Here is a 17,469-nt window from a genome sequence, read left to right as displayed (position 1 = left end):
GTACCGCAATTTTAGGAATTGACTCAATGCTTGAATGGATAACTAATACTATCAACTATTTTGGCTATTGGGGAATCGCCCTACTAATGTTCCTAGAGAACCTTTTTCCCCCCATTCCTTCAGAATTGATTATGCCACTGGCTGGATTTACAGCAAGTCCATATCAACCAGGGGGGGCAAAGCTGAATATCATTGGTGTTTTTTTCGCAGGACTTTTGGGTTCTGTATTAGGCGCACTTATTTGGTATTATCCAGGTAAGTTTTTGGGCGAAACCCGTTTGAAAGCTTGGGCTGACAAGTATGGCAAATGGCTGGCTATATCCAGTAAAGATATTACTAAGGCCAAACAATGGTTTGACCAACAAGGTAGAAAAGCAGTATTAATTGGTCGCCTTGTGCCAGGAATCCGCACCTTGATTTCCGTTCCCGCAGGTATCAGCAATATGCCGTTGCTACCATTCTTGTTTTACACAACATTAGGTAGCGCTGCTTGGGTAGGTTTGCTAACATACTCAGGATACGCATTAGGTAGTCAGTATGAACTTGTGGACAAGTACCTTGCTCCTGTGTCCAAAATCGTACTTGGCGGTTTGGTTCTAGTATTTGTTTTTTGGATATTCAAGCGCCAGTTAAGACGTACTAGAAGATGAAACACGGACGCTTTTGGTTTGAAAGTAGTGAAAGCAGGGGTTACATCTGGCCAAAATTCGCCTACACTATGCCAAATAATACTAGATGTGCGAAGGCATGAGCTTATCGGAGGTATCACCAAAATTAATTTTTGGCGTATTTCTAGCTACACTTGACGCAACCTAGAATTTCTGGTTGCTTGCATTTTTGTAAGATGAGCATGACAACTTTTTACAGTTAAGTTTGAACTAGGAGCTTTCATGACAGACCAACCTTCCGCCGCTACCCCCATCAATGCTGCTGCTATACCGATGAATAGAGTATCAGCATCGACTCCCATCAATGCTGTTAATAATACTCCTCCCAAAACAGGCGGTGTTCCAGGGAAAACTATTCTCAGCGTTGATTTAGGCAGAACTTCCACAAAAACTTGTGTGAGTCGTGAACCCGGTAATGTGGTGTTCGTACCTGCCAACGTCAAGCAGATGTCAATTGAACAAGTACGCGGTGGTGTTTTTGAAGCCAGGGCTACTGACCCCTTAATGGATTTGTGGCTAGAGTATCAAGGAAATGGATATGCTGTTGGTCAGCTAGCAGCCGATTTTGGGGCGAATCTAGGAGTCGGCCAATCTAAGGTCGAGGCTGCACTGGTAAAAGTCTTAGCAAGTGCTGGCTACTTCAAACTTAGAGATGATATCTCAGTTGTACTAGGTCTACCTTTTCTTTCCTTAGAGCAATTTGAAAAGGAAAAAGCCCAGTTGATTAGCCAAGTAGGCGGGCCTCATGTGTTGAACTTCCGAGGCGAATCTATATCGCTCAACGTCAGTAAGGTATGGGTAATGCCAGAAGGCTACGGTAGTCTGCTGTGGTCTGAAGCTCAACCGAAGAAAAATCCTAACAGTCCCGATTTTACAAAAATATCGGTGGCGATCGTTGATATTGGACATCAAACCGTCGATCTTTTGATGGTAGATAACTTCCGTTTTGCCAGAGGTGCTTCTAAGAGCGAAGACTTCGGTATGAACAAGTTTTATGAATTGGTGTCCGCCGAAATTGAGGGAGCAGATAGTCAATCTCTAGCTCTGATTTCTGCTGTAAACAAACCCAGAGGTGAACGCTTTTACCGTCCTAAAGGCGCTAGTAAGCCCACCAACCTAGACGATTTTCTTCCCAACCTCACGGAGATGTTTTCGCGTGAAATCTGTAGCCGTGTGCTAGCCTGGTTGCCAGAACGTGTCACCGATGTGATTCTGACTGGCGGGGGTGGTGAGTTCTTCTGGGACGACGTTCAACGTCTGCTCAAAGAGGCAAAGATTAATGCTCATTTAGCAGCACCTTCACGACAGGCGAATGCTTTGGGGCAGTATATTTATGGAGAGGCACAATTATCCTCCAATCGCGCTGCTAGGGCATAAAGCTGATGTTCCAATGGTCAAAAAAGGTAGTTAAATCCGTCACGTTCAACCCAGAGCTTGCTGATGAAAGCTTGTTAGCGCAAGTAGAAAGTTATTTGGAAAAACAACCAGACAAGACTTTCAGTGACCTCTGTAAAGAAGCCTTGTGGCAATCTTTATGTGTACCGGAATCTGTACAACCTGCTCCACAAACAGCAGCAAAAGCACCAATTGAACAGCAAATCGGTGAACTGCAACGTCAAGTGGCTGGACTTGAGGAACGTTTTTTGGCCAAGGGATCTAATCGTTTGGAGGCAATGGAACATCATCTATTGCAACTTTCTCAACAAGTTGCACAACTGGCGCTTATAGTCAATGAGCGATCATTTATTCAGTCTCCAACTCAATTAGAAGTAGTAAATAATACTTCTTATACTGTTGCTACCCCTCCTCAAGAGGTTGACCCCGTAATCAGTCGCCTTAGTCAGTTTCTCGATGATTTTTAAGAAACAATCACGTTTGTGAGCAGTTTTTGCTTCTCTTAACAATCCTTAATAGATAATATTATTAAGGATTGTTAATGTTTGTATTTGTGTTAATGAAGCGATCGCTCATCATAGCGAATCATCACGGCAATCCCAGTTGATTTGTTTTGGCATTATTGCGATCAATTGGGATTGGTCAAGCTATGCCTGATTTTTGAGATTCCATGAAGAATAATTTATAACCATTTGTAATCTGTACGCCTTACTTCGGCAAGCTCTCGGCAGATTATGATAGAAATCTAAGGCTTTCTGAGAAAGGCGATCGCTCATGACTACTGAGAAAAATCCAGCAGCCATTGTGGATTGGGAACCCCCCATGCCCCCCACAGATTTAATTTTTGATGATGGTGAACCCTTGGAATCAAATCGACACCGTATTGCGATGAATGTCCTGATTCGGTCATTGCAGCAGTTTTTTGCTGACCGCAATGATTTCTTCACCGGGGGCAATATGTTTATTTACTACAGCAGCACCCAGGTTCGTAACCGCGATTTCCGAGGCCCAGATTTTTTTGCAGTGCTGAATGTTGACGGTAATAATCCTAGACAAGGTTGGGTAGTCTGGGAAGAAAATGGTCGTTATCCTGATGTAATCGTAGAATTAATGTCACCATCTACAGCAGGAATAGATAAGGGTATTAAGAAAAACCTTTACGAACAAACTTTCCGTACCTCAGATTATTTTGTCTATGACCCCTTTGACCCGAATTCTTTGCAGGGGTGGCATTTAGATGATAATCAGCAGTATCAGCCTTTGCTCCCAAATGAACGCGGGTGGCTATGGTGTAAGCGTTTAGGTTTATGGTTGGGGACAAGTGAGGGAACAATAGATAGAGAAACGGCGGTATGGTTGCGGTTTTACGATGTGGCTGGCAATTTAGTTTTGTTACCAGAAGAAGCAGCTGCTGCACAAACACAAGCCGCAGTCACGCAGGCGGAAATTGCTGTTGCACAAGCACAAGCCGCAGTTGCAGAAGCAGAAGCGGCTGCTGCACAGGTGGCTCGTTTAGCAGCTAGATTAAGAGAACTGGGGGAAAATCCAGATATGTTGTGAATTTTGGCTTTTTTGATGAGTTTATCGAGTTGTTATAAATTAAAAACTGGGTGCGATCGCTATTTGGAAATATCAGAATGAGTAACTGCGTAGTTTACCGCCGTAGGCATCGCTATTAAGTAAAGCTTCCAAATTAAGATTTAATTAGTACAAAATCATATTTATAAATGGCAGGTATTGGTTAAAGTTGGACTATAAAAAACCTATTTTAGCTACTTAACTTTAATCAATCCAATATTAGCTTCTACTGGTGGCTCATCACCTACTCTCCACCAACCCAAAGCATCATTACATTTATTTGCCTGAGCATAACGAAAGCGAATGTAGTAGGTTCCGGGTTGATTTGGTGCAGTTAGAGTAAATTTGGCTGAACCTGAATCTTTTATACCGCCATTGTAAATACAGGCTTGGGCTTTATCTTCACCAGCAATCCCCACAATAATTTGATTTATACTGCTTGATTGACACGTAGGGCAATTGTAGAAATAATTAACAAATGCATTAAGCTTCTCTCCAGCAGAGACAGTAACAACTTTTCCTTGATTGTTCAGAATTAAGCCACTCAAAGTCACCTGCTGATATATCGCCGGATCGGAAATAGGCGAATTGGAAAAACTCATTAGCCAAATAGCAACAGCAGCAAATAATCCCCCGCTCCCAATCAGTAGCGGTAATTTGTACTGACGCTTTGGCTCAAGTATTTTTGAAGGTTGAGGTTGAGTTGTGCTCGCTTCAAGAATTTCAGGTTGACTTGCTGAGAAGGCTTCCTTTTTTGGTTTGATAGGTGTTACATCTTTATGATGAGATATTTTTTGAGCCTGATTTGACCCTAAAGCCATACCTGGGAATTGGGCTGTTGTTCTTTGCTGAGTAACCCTAGTTTCAATTGATGCTACATCTTCATTTCTAAGTTTCAAAATTTCCTGATAACGTCGCAATTCTTGACGAGTATAATCAGTTAAATCCTGTTCATGCTCTACCGCATCAATTAATGCTTGTTCATATTCCTGTAAATTTTGTTGATATTCACGATAGGGTTTTAAAACTTCAGTTTCAATTGCAGCAACTTCTTCAGGAAGCAATCCCAAATTGTGACGTAGGGCATCTAATATTTTGCGTCCAATATTAGAAATTTCACCTCGACTGGCATAAATCTCAACTTCTTTGCGATATCTCAGTTTTGGATCGCCAGTTGGTGCTTTAGCTAAAAGAATTTTGAATCCTTCACTGTGTGCATAGATTTCTGGTCGCATTGCTGGAGCTGCTTCTTGAACTTTCTTTTTAGCGTACTCATGCAATTCGTCAATAGAAACTGCACCATCATTATCTAAGTCTGCTGCTCCTGTTTCAATACCCTCAACGAGGTAACGAGTATAAGTAGAAAGATTTGCTCCTTCTTGCTGGAAAGAATACTGAGTCGAAGTGGAAGAAGTGAGAGCAACCCGCCCTTCACCACCAAGTTGAGATCGGATATCGACAGAACCATCATCTTTGGCTGACCAACCTTCGGCAAATGCCCCACTAAAGCAGCAGTCAAGAATTATGATTTGTCGCTTAGAGCGGCTTTCACTCATGATATTATGAATAAAACTGGCGGGAACAGCAGTTGATTTGATGAGTTGTCCTTGAGAATTTTTACGGGTGAGGCGAGTAGCAAGGTAAAGTTTGCCGCTCTCATCTTTAATGCCATGACCGGAGAAGTAAACTATTGCTAGATCATCCTTACGGCGATCGCTAAACAATGCCTCGATCGCTTCCTGCATTTTCTGAGGATCGGGATTCTCCAATTTTTTGATATCAGCCTCAGCAAATCCACCCATTTCTGGATGCTGCAACACTTTGGCGATCGCTTGCATATCCTTTACTGAAGCTGGTAATGGGGTAAGACCAGGCTCATACTCGCTGACTCCTATAAGTAATGCTACCTTAGCCATATTAGTATTCTCTCTTTTGTCGTAGAGTGTCTTAGCTTGCTGCTACAAACTTTTGTGCTGCTGCAATCGCGGTCATTAGTTCTTGCTGGCTGCTGGCTTTAACTTTCAACTTTTTACCGTTGGCCTCAACTTCCAATTCAATAGTTTTGTTACCCAAGCGATCGCCCACAAATCCCAATAATTTTTTACAATTGGCAACACTCACCTCTGCTTGCAACACCCCTAGCAGAAAACCTCCTAAAGCCTTTGAGCCTTCAGGTATTTCTGTAACTGCTACAAGTTCAGCACTTTCTACATCTAAATCTTTGATTTCTCGCAGCAGATTCCGTGTTTCGCGTTCTTGCTCATCTGCATCTAAGTCTGGATTAGAAAGAGCGATCGTGAACTTGACGTTAGATTCAGAACTCATTTTGTACCCTTTTCAGTTTTAAGCAGTTGACAGTCAACTATATTGCCGTAATTTCTCTATTGACATCATAACTGCTATGTAAATTTCCTGAAATTTCTTCAATATTTTTACAAAAACTCATAAAATTTAGGTAAAAATTACTAGAAATCAAAAAGACGTAGCACTGCTACGTCTCTACATTCTTTTTCGGAGATGTCTATTACGTCAGGTTAACTAAAACAAGTCCAAATCTGTCACAGCACCAATACTGCTAGAAGATACCAATTTGGCATATTTCGCCAACACGCCTTTAGTGTAGCGCGGAGCGGGGGGTTGCCAGTTGGCACGGCGACGAGCCAATTCTTCTTCAGATATATTCAATTGCAACAAACGAGCGGGTGCATCAATAGTAATACTATCGCCTTCTTCTACAAGAGCGATCGCACCACCAACGGCTGCTTCTGGAGCAACATGACCAACCACCATGCCGTAAGTACCGCCAGAAAAGCGTCCGTCGGTAATTAATCCCACAGCATCACCCAAACCAGCACCGATAATTGCTGAGGTGGGAGCCAACATTTCGCGCATCCCAGGCCCGCCCTTAGGCCCTTCGTAGCGGATAACTAGAATATCACCAGCTTGAATCTTACCGGCCAAAATTGCAGCTAAAGAAGCTTCTTCCGACTCAAATACACGTGCAGGGCCGGTAATTACTGGTTTTTTCACGCCAGTAATTTTGGCGACAGCCCCTTCCGTTGCTAAATTCCCTCTGAGAATAGCTAAGTGTCCTTGAGGATACATCGGGTTATTCCAAGTCCGAATCACATCTTGATTGGCAGATGGTTCTTCTGAGATATCTGCCAATATCTCTGCGATCGTTTGACCAGTGATGGTGAGGCTATCACCATGTAACAAGTCATGCACAAGTAGCATTTTCATGACTTGAGGAATACCACCAGCTTTGTGCAAATCTGTAGCTACATATTTACCGCTTGGTTTTAAATCACACAAAACCGGAACACGGGCGCGGATAGTTTCAAAGTCATCCAGTGTTAACTCTACATTAGCAGCGCGGGCGATCGCTAAGAAATGCAGCACTGCATTAGTCGAACCACCCACCGCCATAATTACAGAAATGGCATTCTCTATAGATTTACGGGTGATAATTTGGCGGGGCAAGATTTGTTTGCGGATAGCTTCGACTAACACATAAGCCGATTTTTCTGTACTATCGGCTTTTTCGGCATCTTCGGCTGCCATTGTCGAAGAATAGGGCAAACTCATCCCTAGCGCTTCAAATGCTGAAGACATGGTGTTAGCCGTAAACATTCCCCCACAGGAACCAGCACCAGGACAAGCCCGACTTTCAACTTCTAATAATTCCTTTTCGTCAATTTTTCCCGCACTATATTGACCAACTGCTTCAAAAGAACTAACAACAGTTAAATCGCGCCCATTGTAATGACCGGGTTTAATTGTGCCACCGTAAACGAATATTGCAGGGATATTCATCCGGGCGATCGCTAGCATTGCCCCTGGCATATTTTTATCACAGCCACCAATCGCTAGCACACCATCCATACTTTGCCCAGTACAGGCGGTTTCAATGGAATCGGCTATAACTTCCCGTGACACTAGGGAATATTTCATCCCTTCAGTTCCCATCGAAATCCCATCGCTGATGGTAATTGTGCCGAATACTTGCGGCATCGCCCCAGCAGATTTTATACCAACCTCTGCCCTTTGTGCCAGTTGATTTATCCCCATATTACAGGGAGTGATCGTACTGTAGCCATTGGCAATACCCACAATGGCTTTATTGAAATCTTCATCTTTAAAACCAACTGCCCGCAGCATAGCTCGATTTGGCGATCGCTGCACCCCATGCGTCACAATTTGGCTTCTTAAATTCTCCGGCATTTTTTTCTTCCCTGACATCATCGCAACTGTTGCGATTGTATTACCATGATTTTCTCATGTATACGCGGCGCGATCGAGCATTGATAATTCTCTATTTCTCAAATGTGCTTGTGTTGCTATAGCGCTTCATAATAAGAGTGAGGTTAAGCAGTACCTCACCCCGATAAAGCTGTGCTTCATCTCCCCTGTCCTTAGCTAGGAGAAGGGTTGGGGGTGAAGTATATTAAATTAAACTATAATGTCGCTTGCAACTAGTTGAAGATATAACTAATAAATACAGAAATCAATTTGCATAATAATCATTATAAAAAGAAGAGGCAAGTTAAGCTTACCTCTTCCCGCGACTGTTAAATTATTAGAATTCTGCCTCGTGCCTGATTTTCAAGGCAGGTCTATTAAATTAAAGCTTGATGTCGCTTACCACTATTGATGGTGCGCCTGTCACACGAACCTCAAGGTTAGCCGATAGATTCCCGTCAGTGTTAGCTTGGAGAATACCTCCTGAATAACGAACCTGACCGGCTGCGGTGAATGCGGCGGCTCCAATGAAAGTAAAAGTTTGGTTGCCCCCTATAGTAGAGTTGGCGTCGATGTCTGATAGATCGATTACGTCACCTGGCAAGTTACCGTTTCCAAAAAAGTCACTGATAACATCCCGTGGAGAACCAGCAGGACTATCTGAAACTGAGGTGAACTTGAAAACATCGTTACCTGATCCTCCAGTGAGAACATCATTCCCACTACCGCCAGCGAGGGTATCGTTGCCAGCACCACCGTTAAGGACATCTTTGCTAGCACCACCGCTAAGGACATCATTACCATCGCCACCAAAGAGGCGATCTTCGCCACCACCGGCGTTAATGACATCGTTGCCAGTACCGCCAACAAGACTATCCCTACCATTACCAGCGTTAATGACATCATTACCACTACCACCGTCAACAATATTGTTGCCATTGCCGGCATTAAGGACATCATTACCAGCACCGCCAAAGATGGTATCGTTGCCATCACCGGCGTTAATGACATCGTTACCATCACCGCCATCGATGCGATCGTTGCCGCTACCAGCGTTAATGACATCAGGGCCACTAGTGCCGTTAATGACCCTATTACCACTACCGCCAACTTGGATAGAGTTGTTAGGAAGATTGACGGTAAGGTTGCTGACGTCGGGGATAAGGCTAGAGAGATCGGGAATGACTGCCATAAATTAGTTTCTCCTGAGTTTAGAGGGTAAAAATTACCTCGTCACTTCACCATAATTAAACGGTGTTGCTGATTAAGAGTATGAATTTCCTTTACCCCAAAGGCGCAAAGGAAACAGTTTCAAACATTAAATTTTTGAATTTCACACTTTTATTCAGCAATGCCAAGAAAATAAGGTGGAGAAATAACGAGTGGTAAGAGATAACTGAACCACACCTGATTGGAACAGTTGATTTCTGTTAAGTCCAAAGATTTTAGAAGCACTGCACATATATATTGATGAATCTGGCATCAAAATCGTGCCAAGGGTCATTTATACATCTGTGTGCTTTATGTATTCATTGGTTACAAGTACTAGGCTACTAGGGAACAAGCAGATTTTCTAGTACAGAATCGCATAGCTTTTACGATATTTACAATCACAAGATTATGATATTACTCTCAAGGCTACTTTTTTCTATCTATAAGAAATAATAATTAATCTTCTTTTGTTCCTCTTACCCAAAAAAAATCTGAAACCTTTGCTTAGATAGGGTTTTGTAATATATGTAGGAAAAATAAAGTTCTGATACTACTCTGGGGGTAGTTTGTTTTATTTATAAAAAAAAGTGGCATTCTTTACCACTTTTTTTGCTCAAAATTCTTGATGAAGGTAATATTTTAACGAGGTAGAGGTAACCCCGTAACGGCCACTGCTCCAGCGATCGCACTGGCTGCAAGGGAAGTCAATGCTGTACCAAATAACCACCAAGCAGCATTTGCAACGGTTTTTTTGGTTTCTTGAGCTTGCTTTTTAGCTTGTTGTTGGATCGCTTTCAGGCGTTTTTGTGTTTCTTGTTGAATGCGTTCGGCTCGTTGTAGTACGCTATCCCGCGCCGCTTCTATTTGGTCGATGATTCTGTTTGCATTCTCTTGGGAAATATCCTCACGAGAACTGATGACAGCAACTAAGGTGTCACGATCAAATTGACTGAGGCGATCGCGTAATGCTTCAAATCCAGCTTGGGGATCGTCGAATACTTTCGCAAAGTCTTGCTTAATCCCTTCATAGTTGAGTTCAAAACGATCCAGGGAGTTGAGATAGTTACGAACTTTAGCAAAAACTCCATCAAGTACTGATTGCACCCTTTGCTGGATTTGCTGGAATTGTTCAACAATGGAAGTGCGAACTGACTCAATTTGATCCACAATCCGGTTAGCTTCTTCTTCTGAGATATCTTCCCGTTGGGATAACAGGGCCACAATTGTGGAACGGTCAATTTTCGAGGCGCGATCGCTTAAACTGCCAATTCCAGCGCGGGGAGAAGACAGCAGCAATTGCAAATCGCGTTTAATTGCTTCTGGGTTGAGTTCTTCTTTGTTCGTGTTACGCAGATATTCTTCGAGATTGGCTTCAAAATCTAAAGCTTGTTGAGCAGTACGTTTGGCTAAACGTCGTGGCGCTCTCACAATATTAGCGATCGCATCTTGTGCTTGATCAATAATTTGATTAACTTGCTCTTGGCTCAAGTCTCCCCGTTGACTTACAAGTTTAACTAAGGTTTCTCGATCAACATGAGATAAGCGATCGCGCAGTGCTAAGGCTCCGGCTTTGGGATCATCGAGTAATTTTTCTAAATCGCTCCTGATTCCTTCGGGATCAAGTTCTTCTAAGTTAGTATTGCGGAGATATTCAGCGATTGCTTTTGTCGTTTTTTCGTACTGTTCTCTCGCCTGCTGCGGTACTTGCAAAATACTATCTCGAACTGCTTCAATCTGATCGAGAGTTTGGTTTATCTGTTCTTCGCTCAAATCCTGACGCTGACTGAGCAATTGTACTAGTGTATCCCGGTCAAATTGCGATAAGCGCGAAGTCAATTGGCTAATTCCAGCTTGGGGATCGTCTAGTAAAAGTTGAAACTCACGTTTAATACTTTCGGGATTAAGTTCGTCCTTGTTAGTATTTCGGAGATAGTCTTCAACTCTTTGGCGTAGTTCATCGGCTCTAGCTTTTGCTTGTTCTTGCAGTTCTCTTGCACGATTTAAAAAATTATCGCGGTTGCTTTCGAGTTGACTAACAATATTATTAGCTTCCTCTTCGTTGATATCTTGACGCTGTTGGAGCAATTGTACATAAGTATCGCGGTCAAATTGCCCGAAGCGGCTACTTAAATCTTCAAACCCAGCTTCTGGATTTTCTACCAATCTGGCAAAGTCTCGTTCAATACCTTCAGGGTTGAGTTGTTCTTTCTCCGTCGAACGCAAATAATCTTCAATGCGGCTGCGGAAATCTTGCCCTTTTTCTCGCGCTTGAGCCTGTTTTACAGTTTCTAAAACTTCCGAGCGATCGCTTTCCATTTGTTCGGAAATTTCTTTCACTCTAGCTTCACTGATATCACCTCGCTGCTTCAGCAAGTTGGCGAAATATTCTAGATTCAATTCTTCCAACTCTCGTCTCACAGTTGTCGGGTCTGCATTAACGTCATAGATGAGTTCTTTAAATTCATCTCTTAGGGTAATGCGGTTAAAATGCCAAGGGAAGGAATTCAATATGTAGTCTTCTACATCCGCTTTAATTGTATTTTCAGGAGATATCGGCAACCTTGCAGATACTTGTTCAGTTGCTTCATCTCTGAACTTTTGTAATTGTTCCGTTATTTGATTAACATCGACATCTTGAACTTTTTCTTTCAGTTTTTGCAACTGATTAGTAATTTTGTTCACATCGATATTGGAAAGGTTGACCCGCTCCATAACTACTGGTGCAGCTGCACTCAAGCCATATTGAATAGCTTGCTTTATTACACCATTAGTTTGCTTACCATTCCCACCTCCGACTGTAACCAGTTCTTGAAGACGTTCACCTAATTGCTCTGAATTCAATTCTTCGGGAGTAGCAGACTTAAGCAAATTAATTACTTGTTCTGTGGGATTGCTCCGATTCAAAGCTTGTTGCCAAGCACCTTGAAATTGGTCGGCAATACGATTAATCTCTTCTTGAGATAAATCTGTGCGACTGCTAATTAGATCAACAAATGTTTGACGATTGATATTTCGCAATAGGTCACTATTAGCAACAGATTGCAAATCTGTATCTTTCAAAAGTTGGTCAAATTGGTTGCGAATTTCTGTGATATCAAGCTTTGGTAATTGCAGAGAACCTAAAGAACTTTGGAGTGTATTTCTAATATCTTCAGGATTAAAGCCTGAAGTTAATTCTCGCCGAACTGCGGCTGTAATATCTTCAGCAGTAGAAACTAACTGTTTTTTCGCAGTATTAGCACTGATGCCAGCAGTTGCTGTACCCATCAGAGTTTGAAAACCAGAAGTGACAGTACTAGCGATAGAACCAATAAAAGAACCCACTGCTGATGAACCGAACCAAATTACCAGTGAGAAATAGGTAGCCCAGATGACTACACCGATAATTGCACCTAGAAATTCACTTTCGATTAAGCTAAGTTTTACTGCCAGAAAAGAAGCAATAAATAATGCAATACTAACGGTTAGCAACGCCCAGACACCTATTTTGGTCTGAACTGAACGAATTTTACTACCCAAACTTTCTGACTCATCATCAGAATCTGAGTCAATTTCCCAAGATGAAATTCCGACAGCGACTGAAAAATTAGTCAATAATAATTGAAAGGCAAATGCCATTAAGACTCCAGCCAGCAATGCTACCAAGAATTTAGGTCCAGAAAAAAGAACTGATGCTTCTTCCGGAGTTAGTGATTCCTGAGCTATTATTGGTGCTAATCCAAGAGATAGCCAGTTTGATGCCCAAATAGTTAAAACACCTTGAAACATAGTATTTTCTCACTTACAGTCAATTAAATAACCATTGATAAAATGGCTTACTTCTCAATTTACTTGCCAGTTATATAAATTGACACTTTCTTAGGTAAGAAGCTTGCTTGCCAAAAGTCGTATCTTAGAAAAAAAAATGTTTTTATTAATTTTTATCTAAAGAAAATAATGTAAAGTTTGGTAATTTTATATTAATTTGTTTGACCAAATCCAATCCGTTTAGTACTAGTAGAACTTTGCTCCAAAACTTTCAACTAATACATAGCTATATGTTTTTATTAAAAATTACGTTTAACAGATAGGTTTATAACAAAAATTTAACTAATTTTAAAACTAATATTTTAAAGATTGTTTTGATAAATTAAGTAATCAATATCTAATTTTCATCAGGCATAGTTTATTTGATTATTAAAATTTGTTGCTATCTTTAGATAAAACCACGTATGTCTAATGATAGAGATAAAATTTCTTCCAAGCGATTGATGAAATCTAAATAAAAACATGTATTAATAAGGTCATTAGGAGCAATAAATTTAGTGAATAATTGATTTTTGCTGAGGAGAAAGAATAATGGTTGTAGGTGTAGATAAACGTGGTGTAGGTGTATTCTCTCATCGTCGAGATGTTGAACATGCCCTACATGAATTAAAAAAAGTTGGTTTTGACATGAACAGAGTCTCTGTCATCACGCAAGATGGAGACAGAGATGATATTTCTGGGGCTGAAGTAAGCGATCGCGTCGGTGATAAATCTGACGATGGCGCTAGAGTCGGAGCAGCTACAGGCGGCGCGTTGGGCGGATTGACTGGCTTATTAGTCGGTCTTGGTACTTTGGCAATTCCTGGAATTGGGCCAATTATGCTGGCTGGAGCCGCAGCAACAACTTTAGCTACTACTCTCGCTGGCGCTGGTATTGGTGCAGTAGCTGGTAGTTTGCTTGGTGCATTAGTTGGTTTAGGAATTCCCGAAGAACGAGCCAGAGTTTACGATGAACGCGTCAGACGGGGACACTATTTAGTCATTATAGATGGCACAGATACAGAAATCGCCAGAGCAGAAGCAATTTTACATCAGGGTGGTGTCGAAGAGTTTGGCATTTATGACAACCCAGATGGTATAAATACAAATGCTGGTTATGTCGCTCCAACATCTAATGTGGCTCATAGTGGTGTTGCCAAACGCGCGATTGGAGTGTTTTCTCATCGCCGAGATGCAGAGGCAGCAATTACAGAATTACGAGATGCAGGTTTTCCTTTAAGTAGAGTCTCCATCATAGCCAAGGATACAAACGGTCATGGGATCGGTGGTGTAGATGTAGATAAAAATGTCGGCACAGGTAATAAAGCAGACGAAGGTGTAAAAGCTGGAGCAGCTACAGGCGGAATTGTAGGCGGCTTGACAGGCTTATTAGTTGGTCTTGGAACTTTAGCAATTCCTGGAATCGGGCCTGTAATTGCAGGTGGTGCAGCAGCGACTGCTATAGCCTCAACAGTAGCTGGCGGTGCGATTGGTGCAGCAGCTGGCGGTATTGTTGGGGGACTCGTTGGCTTGGGAATTCCTGAAGATAGGGCGCGAGTATATAGCGATCGCTTTCAAAGAGGCGACTACTTGCTAATTATTGATGGTACCGAAGCTGAAATCCGCGAAGCTGAAACGATTCTCCGACATAGAGGCATTGAAGAATTTGCTATCTATGATGGCACTGATTTAGGTGAATATCGCCCAGGTTTAGATCGAGGAACAAATTACGATACAGGAGTTGTGAATAGCGATCGCACCAATTATTCAACAGGTCTTCATGGAGACGAGCCTCCTGTAATCATTGTTGACCGTCGTGATGAAACACTCTAACCGCAGGTAGTTGTCATTCACACTAATTTTCTCTAATTTAAGGAGCAAGAACATAAAACCTTTGCTCCTAACTTAAGAAACTTGCTCCTTACTTCTGCTGTGAATATCCACACATTCGACAAGTTTCACTTTCCGATTCAGAATTAAACCTATGCAAAAGCTAACCCCCTTCTTAATTAGTTCACTTTTAATTTTTGGTGTTGCTGCTTGTGATAACGCTTCTAAAACAAGTGAATCTGCACCCAGTAATCCTAACGAAGCTCCACAATCACCGACTGTACAAACAACACAAGCTTCTCAACAAGACGCTCAAAGTAAGGTTCGCAGAGACCAACTTAATTCTGATATCCGTGCCCGCGAACAGCGCAATAATACAACTGGTGGCGATGCACAAAGAGCTACAGGCGACTTAGCAAGTGAAGTTCGCTCCAAGTTAGAAGCTAACATCCCTAAGGGTCAACTAACAGTTGAGGCAACAAAAGATGGGATTGTCACGGTTGGAGGAACTGTAAACAATCAGCAGGAGTTGGCTAAGATTGAAACTTTATCTAAACAAATTAAAGGTGTCAAAAGTGTAGTTGTTAAAGCAACTGTTAATCCACCAAAACAATAAAGCTAGCTAACAACAAATTCAATTGAGTGGGTAGGCAAAAATAAATTGAAATGCTCCTGCTCAGTCTTAGTGGTCAGTTATAGTTATTCCTGACTACTAAGAATTGACAACTAATGACCTGAATAATTATATTTATTGATACTCAGTTAAGTTATACAAGCTCTTTGTACTTACAGAAAAATAAATTATGGAAACCGAACAACAGCAACGTGAATCGATAAATGCCTCCTTCTCACAAGGCACGCTAGCAATAGAGGGTACAGATACTGAAAACTTACCAAAGTTACCGCCAGCAACTGAACCAGAATCTCAATGGCAGCAAATTAGCAGACAAGTATCTCAATTTTTGGCGCAATTGCCCGAATACTTAGGTAGCTTTTTTAGTAACTATAAGCAGCCTTTAACAACAGTTGGTTTGATTTTAGCGGCAATTGTTACAGCCAAGATAGTACTAGCTGTACTGGATGCAATCAATGATATTCCATTACTATCACCACTCTTTGAGTTAGTTGGAATTAGTTATGCCACTTGGTTTATTTCTCGTTATCTACTAAAGGCTTCAACCCGGCAAGAATTAGCCGATGAAATTCAATCACTGAAAAACCAATTTGTGGGCGAGTAAATTTCCCAAGCATTAAAATAGCAAATTGTGGCGTAGGTTTGCCTATCTTTAGCTATTTGTTTAAGAATTAGTAGGCTAGTCTGTGTCTTCGCTAATTAAATATATACAGTCTAAATGTTCACATTCCCGACTTCTTGGACAAGTCGGGAATTTTGTAACTATCTTATTTCGGATACAGAACGCAGTGGAGACACGAGAATGTTTATTGCTGTCAGTGTCAACTTCAGCTAAAACGCTTGTTTTATATGATGAACGGAAATTACATTTATTGAGCCGGACTTCAGATTAGTCTTTTGGATACATCAAAAGATAGAGACCATAACATTAAATTTAATTTTAAATCACTTCTAAAGATAGTAGAACAAAGATGAAAAACAACCTAATCTAGGCTTTGAGGTTATTTAATAGATTCTTTAACGAGGACATAAATTATGGCTAATAATGAAGCAGTTAAGAGAGATATAGATTCATCTGATAGAGCTGAAGTAGATACATACGATCGCGGTATTATCCCAGCTGAAACAGCTGCTCGAATGGAAAGAGAAGGAACTACGTACAAAACACTTCCCACAGAAGAAAGGGAAGCAGATGCACCTACCGATGATCAAACCGATCCGGGAAGTGTACGCACCACTGACGGATACACTGTGGACAAAGAAGGTTTGTTAAACAACTATGCTGTTGAACCGGAAATGTATTACGAAGAACCGGGTGATGCACGCAAAGCAGCAACAGAAGATACCGCCCAACGTGTTGAAGAACTCGGAGAAGTTAATCAAGACGAGGAAGGCAAGTTGACCGAAAATAGTGATACACGCGGTAGAGGGCCAGGAATAGTTTAATTAATAACTATTCTTTTGCTGGGTTCAATGACACCTAATAATGCTAAATAGTCGGTTTTTGGAGGCGCAATGATAGATAATTGCGTCTCTACTTATTTATATATACAGCGTTTCCCGGCCTAGTGAGGTACGTTTTTAAAGCTATTAATCTTGGTGGGTAAGATTTGAGTGTACCTCAGTTGCTTGGAAAAGGCTATATATGGGCGAAATATAGGCGAATAAAGCGCAACCCAACATACAATTAATATCATAATTTTTTATCTTTTGATATATTGGGCTTGTAATAACTTGTGGTAGCCCATATTAGAACAAAAGCCCCTACTTATCATACATTTAACCACAGCAAGACTTATTCAAAAAAGTAGGAAAAGTAAGAAAAGTAGGATGTTTTATATAAACCCTTGATTATCCTGTTGATAGGCTGTAAATTGATGCAAAGTACACAGTAAATTCACAAATTCAGGTTTTGGTTAAGCAATTAAGTTTAACAGTCAATACTTTTGCTAAAACCTGAAAAGGAGGAAAAGGGCGACGTAAAGGTAAGAATTCAGCTTGAATACTGTGTAACTACTAAAGCGATAAATAACTTTCGCTATTTCCTATTTTTTAAATTCAAAACTGTTTAATTATTTTGAAATTTTGCGTTTTCAAAGAAGTTTAAGCCTCGGTTTGAACCGT

General features: G+C 41.3%; 13 protein-coding genes. 8 read left to right on the top strand and 5 right to left on the bottom strand.

Annotated elements, in window-relative coordinates; all coding sequences use genetic code 11:
* The first annotated feature begins 26 nt into the window (after nucleotides 1-26).
* The 4 genes from CDC33_RS25905 to CDC33_RS25890 all read left to right on the top strand — a co-directional run bounded on the left by CDC33_RS25905 (nucleotide 27) and on the right by CDC33_RS25890 (nucleotide 3,623).
* On the top strand, nucleotides 27-650 hold the full coding sequence (locus CDC33_RS25905) for a DedA family protein (RefSeq protein WP_109011357.1): 624 nt from the start codon (nucleotides 27-29) through the stop codon (nucleotides 648-650).
* Nucleotides 651-890: 240 nt separating this feature from the next.
* Nucleotides 891-2,045, top strand: a complete 1,155-nt coding sequence (gene fcmB, locus CDC33_RS25900; protein ID WP_109011356.1) for a filament morphology actin-like protein FcmB — start codon at nucleotides 891-893, stop codon at nucleotides 2,043-2,045.
* 5 nt (nucleotides 2,046-2,050) lie between these two features.
* A complete protein-coding gene (gene fcmC, locus CDC33_RS25895) occupies nucleotides 2,051-2,530 on the top strand; it encodes a filament morphology membrane protein FcmC (RefSeq protein WP_109011355.1) in 480 nt (159 codons plus the stop codon).
* A 307-nt stretch (nucleotides 2,531-2,837) separates the two neighbouring features.
* Nucleotides 2,838-3,623, top strand: coding sequence for a Uma2 family endonuclease (locus CDC33_RS25890; protein WP_109011354.1), 786 nt, complete (start codon nucleotides 2,838-2,840; stop codon nucleotides 3,621-3,623).
* Between the two features lie 212 nt (nucleotides 3,624-3,835).
* Here CDC33_RS25890 and CDC33_RS25885 read toward each other — a convergent pair whose 3' ends face one another.
* From CDC33_RS25885 to CDC33_RS25865, 5 genes are all read right to left on the bottom strand, one after another.
* Complete coding sequence (locus tag CDC33_RS25885; protein WP_109011353.1) at nucleotides 3,836-5,557, bottom strand: caspase family protein; 1,722 nt, start codon at nucleotides 5,555-5,557, stop codon at nucleotides 3,836-3,838.
* Nucleotides 5,558-5,588: 31 nt separating this feature from the next.
* Nucleotides 5,589-5,966, bottom strand: coding sequence for a hypothetical protein (locus CDC33_RS25880; protein ID WP_109011352.1), 378 nt, complete (start codon nucleotides 5,964-5,966; stop codon nucleotides 5,589-5,591).
* Between the two features lie 213 nt (nucleotides 5,967-6,179).
* The gene (gene ilvD, locus CDC33_RS25875) at nucleotides 6,180-7,865 is read right to left on the bottom strand and encodes a dihydroxy-acid dehydratase (RefSeq protein WP_109011351.1); all 1,686 of its coding nucleotides are present in this window, start codon (nucleotides 7,863-7,865) and stop codon (nucleotides 6,180-6,182) included.
* Between the two features lie 400 nt (nucleotides 7,866-8,265).
* Nucleotides 8,266-9,075 (bottom strand): calcium-binding protein, encoded by an 810-nt coding sequence (locus CDC33_RS25870; protein ID WP_109011350.1) that lies wholly within the window; start codon nucleotides 9,073-9,075, stop codon nucleotides 8,266-8,268.
* Nucleotides 9,076-9,734: 659 nt separating this feature from the next.
* Nucleotides 9,735-12,863, bottom strand: coding sequence for a hypothetical protein (locus CDC33_RS25865; protein WP_109011349.1), 3,129 nt, complete (start codon nucleotides 12,861-12,863; stop codon nucleotides 9,735-9,737).
* A gap of 570 nt (nucleotides 12,864-13,433) precedes the next feature.
* Between CDC33_RS25865 and CDC33_RS25860 the strand changes: the two genes are divergently transcribed.
* The 4 genes from CDC33_RS25860 to CDC33_RS25845 all read left to right on the top strand — a co-directional run bounded on the left by CDC33_RS25860 (nucleotide 13,434) and on the right by CDC33_RS25845 (nucleotide 16,791).
* Nucleotides 13,434-14,714 (top strand): histidine kinase, encoded by a 1,281-nt coding sequence (locus CDC33_RS25860; protein WP_109011348.1) that lies wholly within the window; start codon nucleotides 13,434-13,436, stop codon nucleotides 14,712-14,714.
* A 151-nt stretch (nucleotides 14,715-14,865) separates the two neighbouring features.
* On the top strand, nucleotides 14,866-15,327 hold the full coding sequence (locus CDC33_RS25855; protein WP_109011347.1) for a BON domain-containing protein: 462 nt from the start codon (nucleotides 14,866-14,868) through the stop codon (nucleotides 15,325-15,327).
* A 187-nt stretch (nucleotides 15,328-15,514) separates the two neighbouring features.
* A complete protein-coding gene (locus CDC33_RS25850; protein ID WP_109011346.1) occupies nucleotides 15,515-15,949 on the top strand; it encodes a CAAD domain-containing protein in 435 nt (144 codons plus the stop codon).
* A gap of 431 nt (nucleotides 15,950-16,380) precedes the next feature.
* Entirely contained in the window at nucleotides 16,381-16,791 is a 411-nt protein-coding gene (locus tag CDC33_RS25845; protein WP_109011345.1) for a hypothetical protein, read from the top strand.
* Nucleotides 16,792-17,469: the final 678 nt, after the last annotated feature.

Source organism: Nostoc commune NIES-4072, assembly GCF_003113895.1.
Classification (GTDB): Bacteria; Cyanobacteriota; Cyanobacteriia; order Cyanobacteriales; family Nostocaceae; genus Nostoc; species Nostoc commune.
Note: the sequence above shows the minus strand (reverse complement) of the source record. Positions and strands in the feature narration are given on the sequence as shown.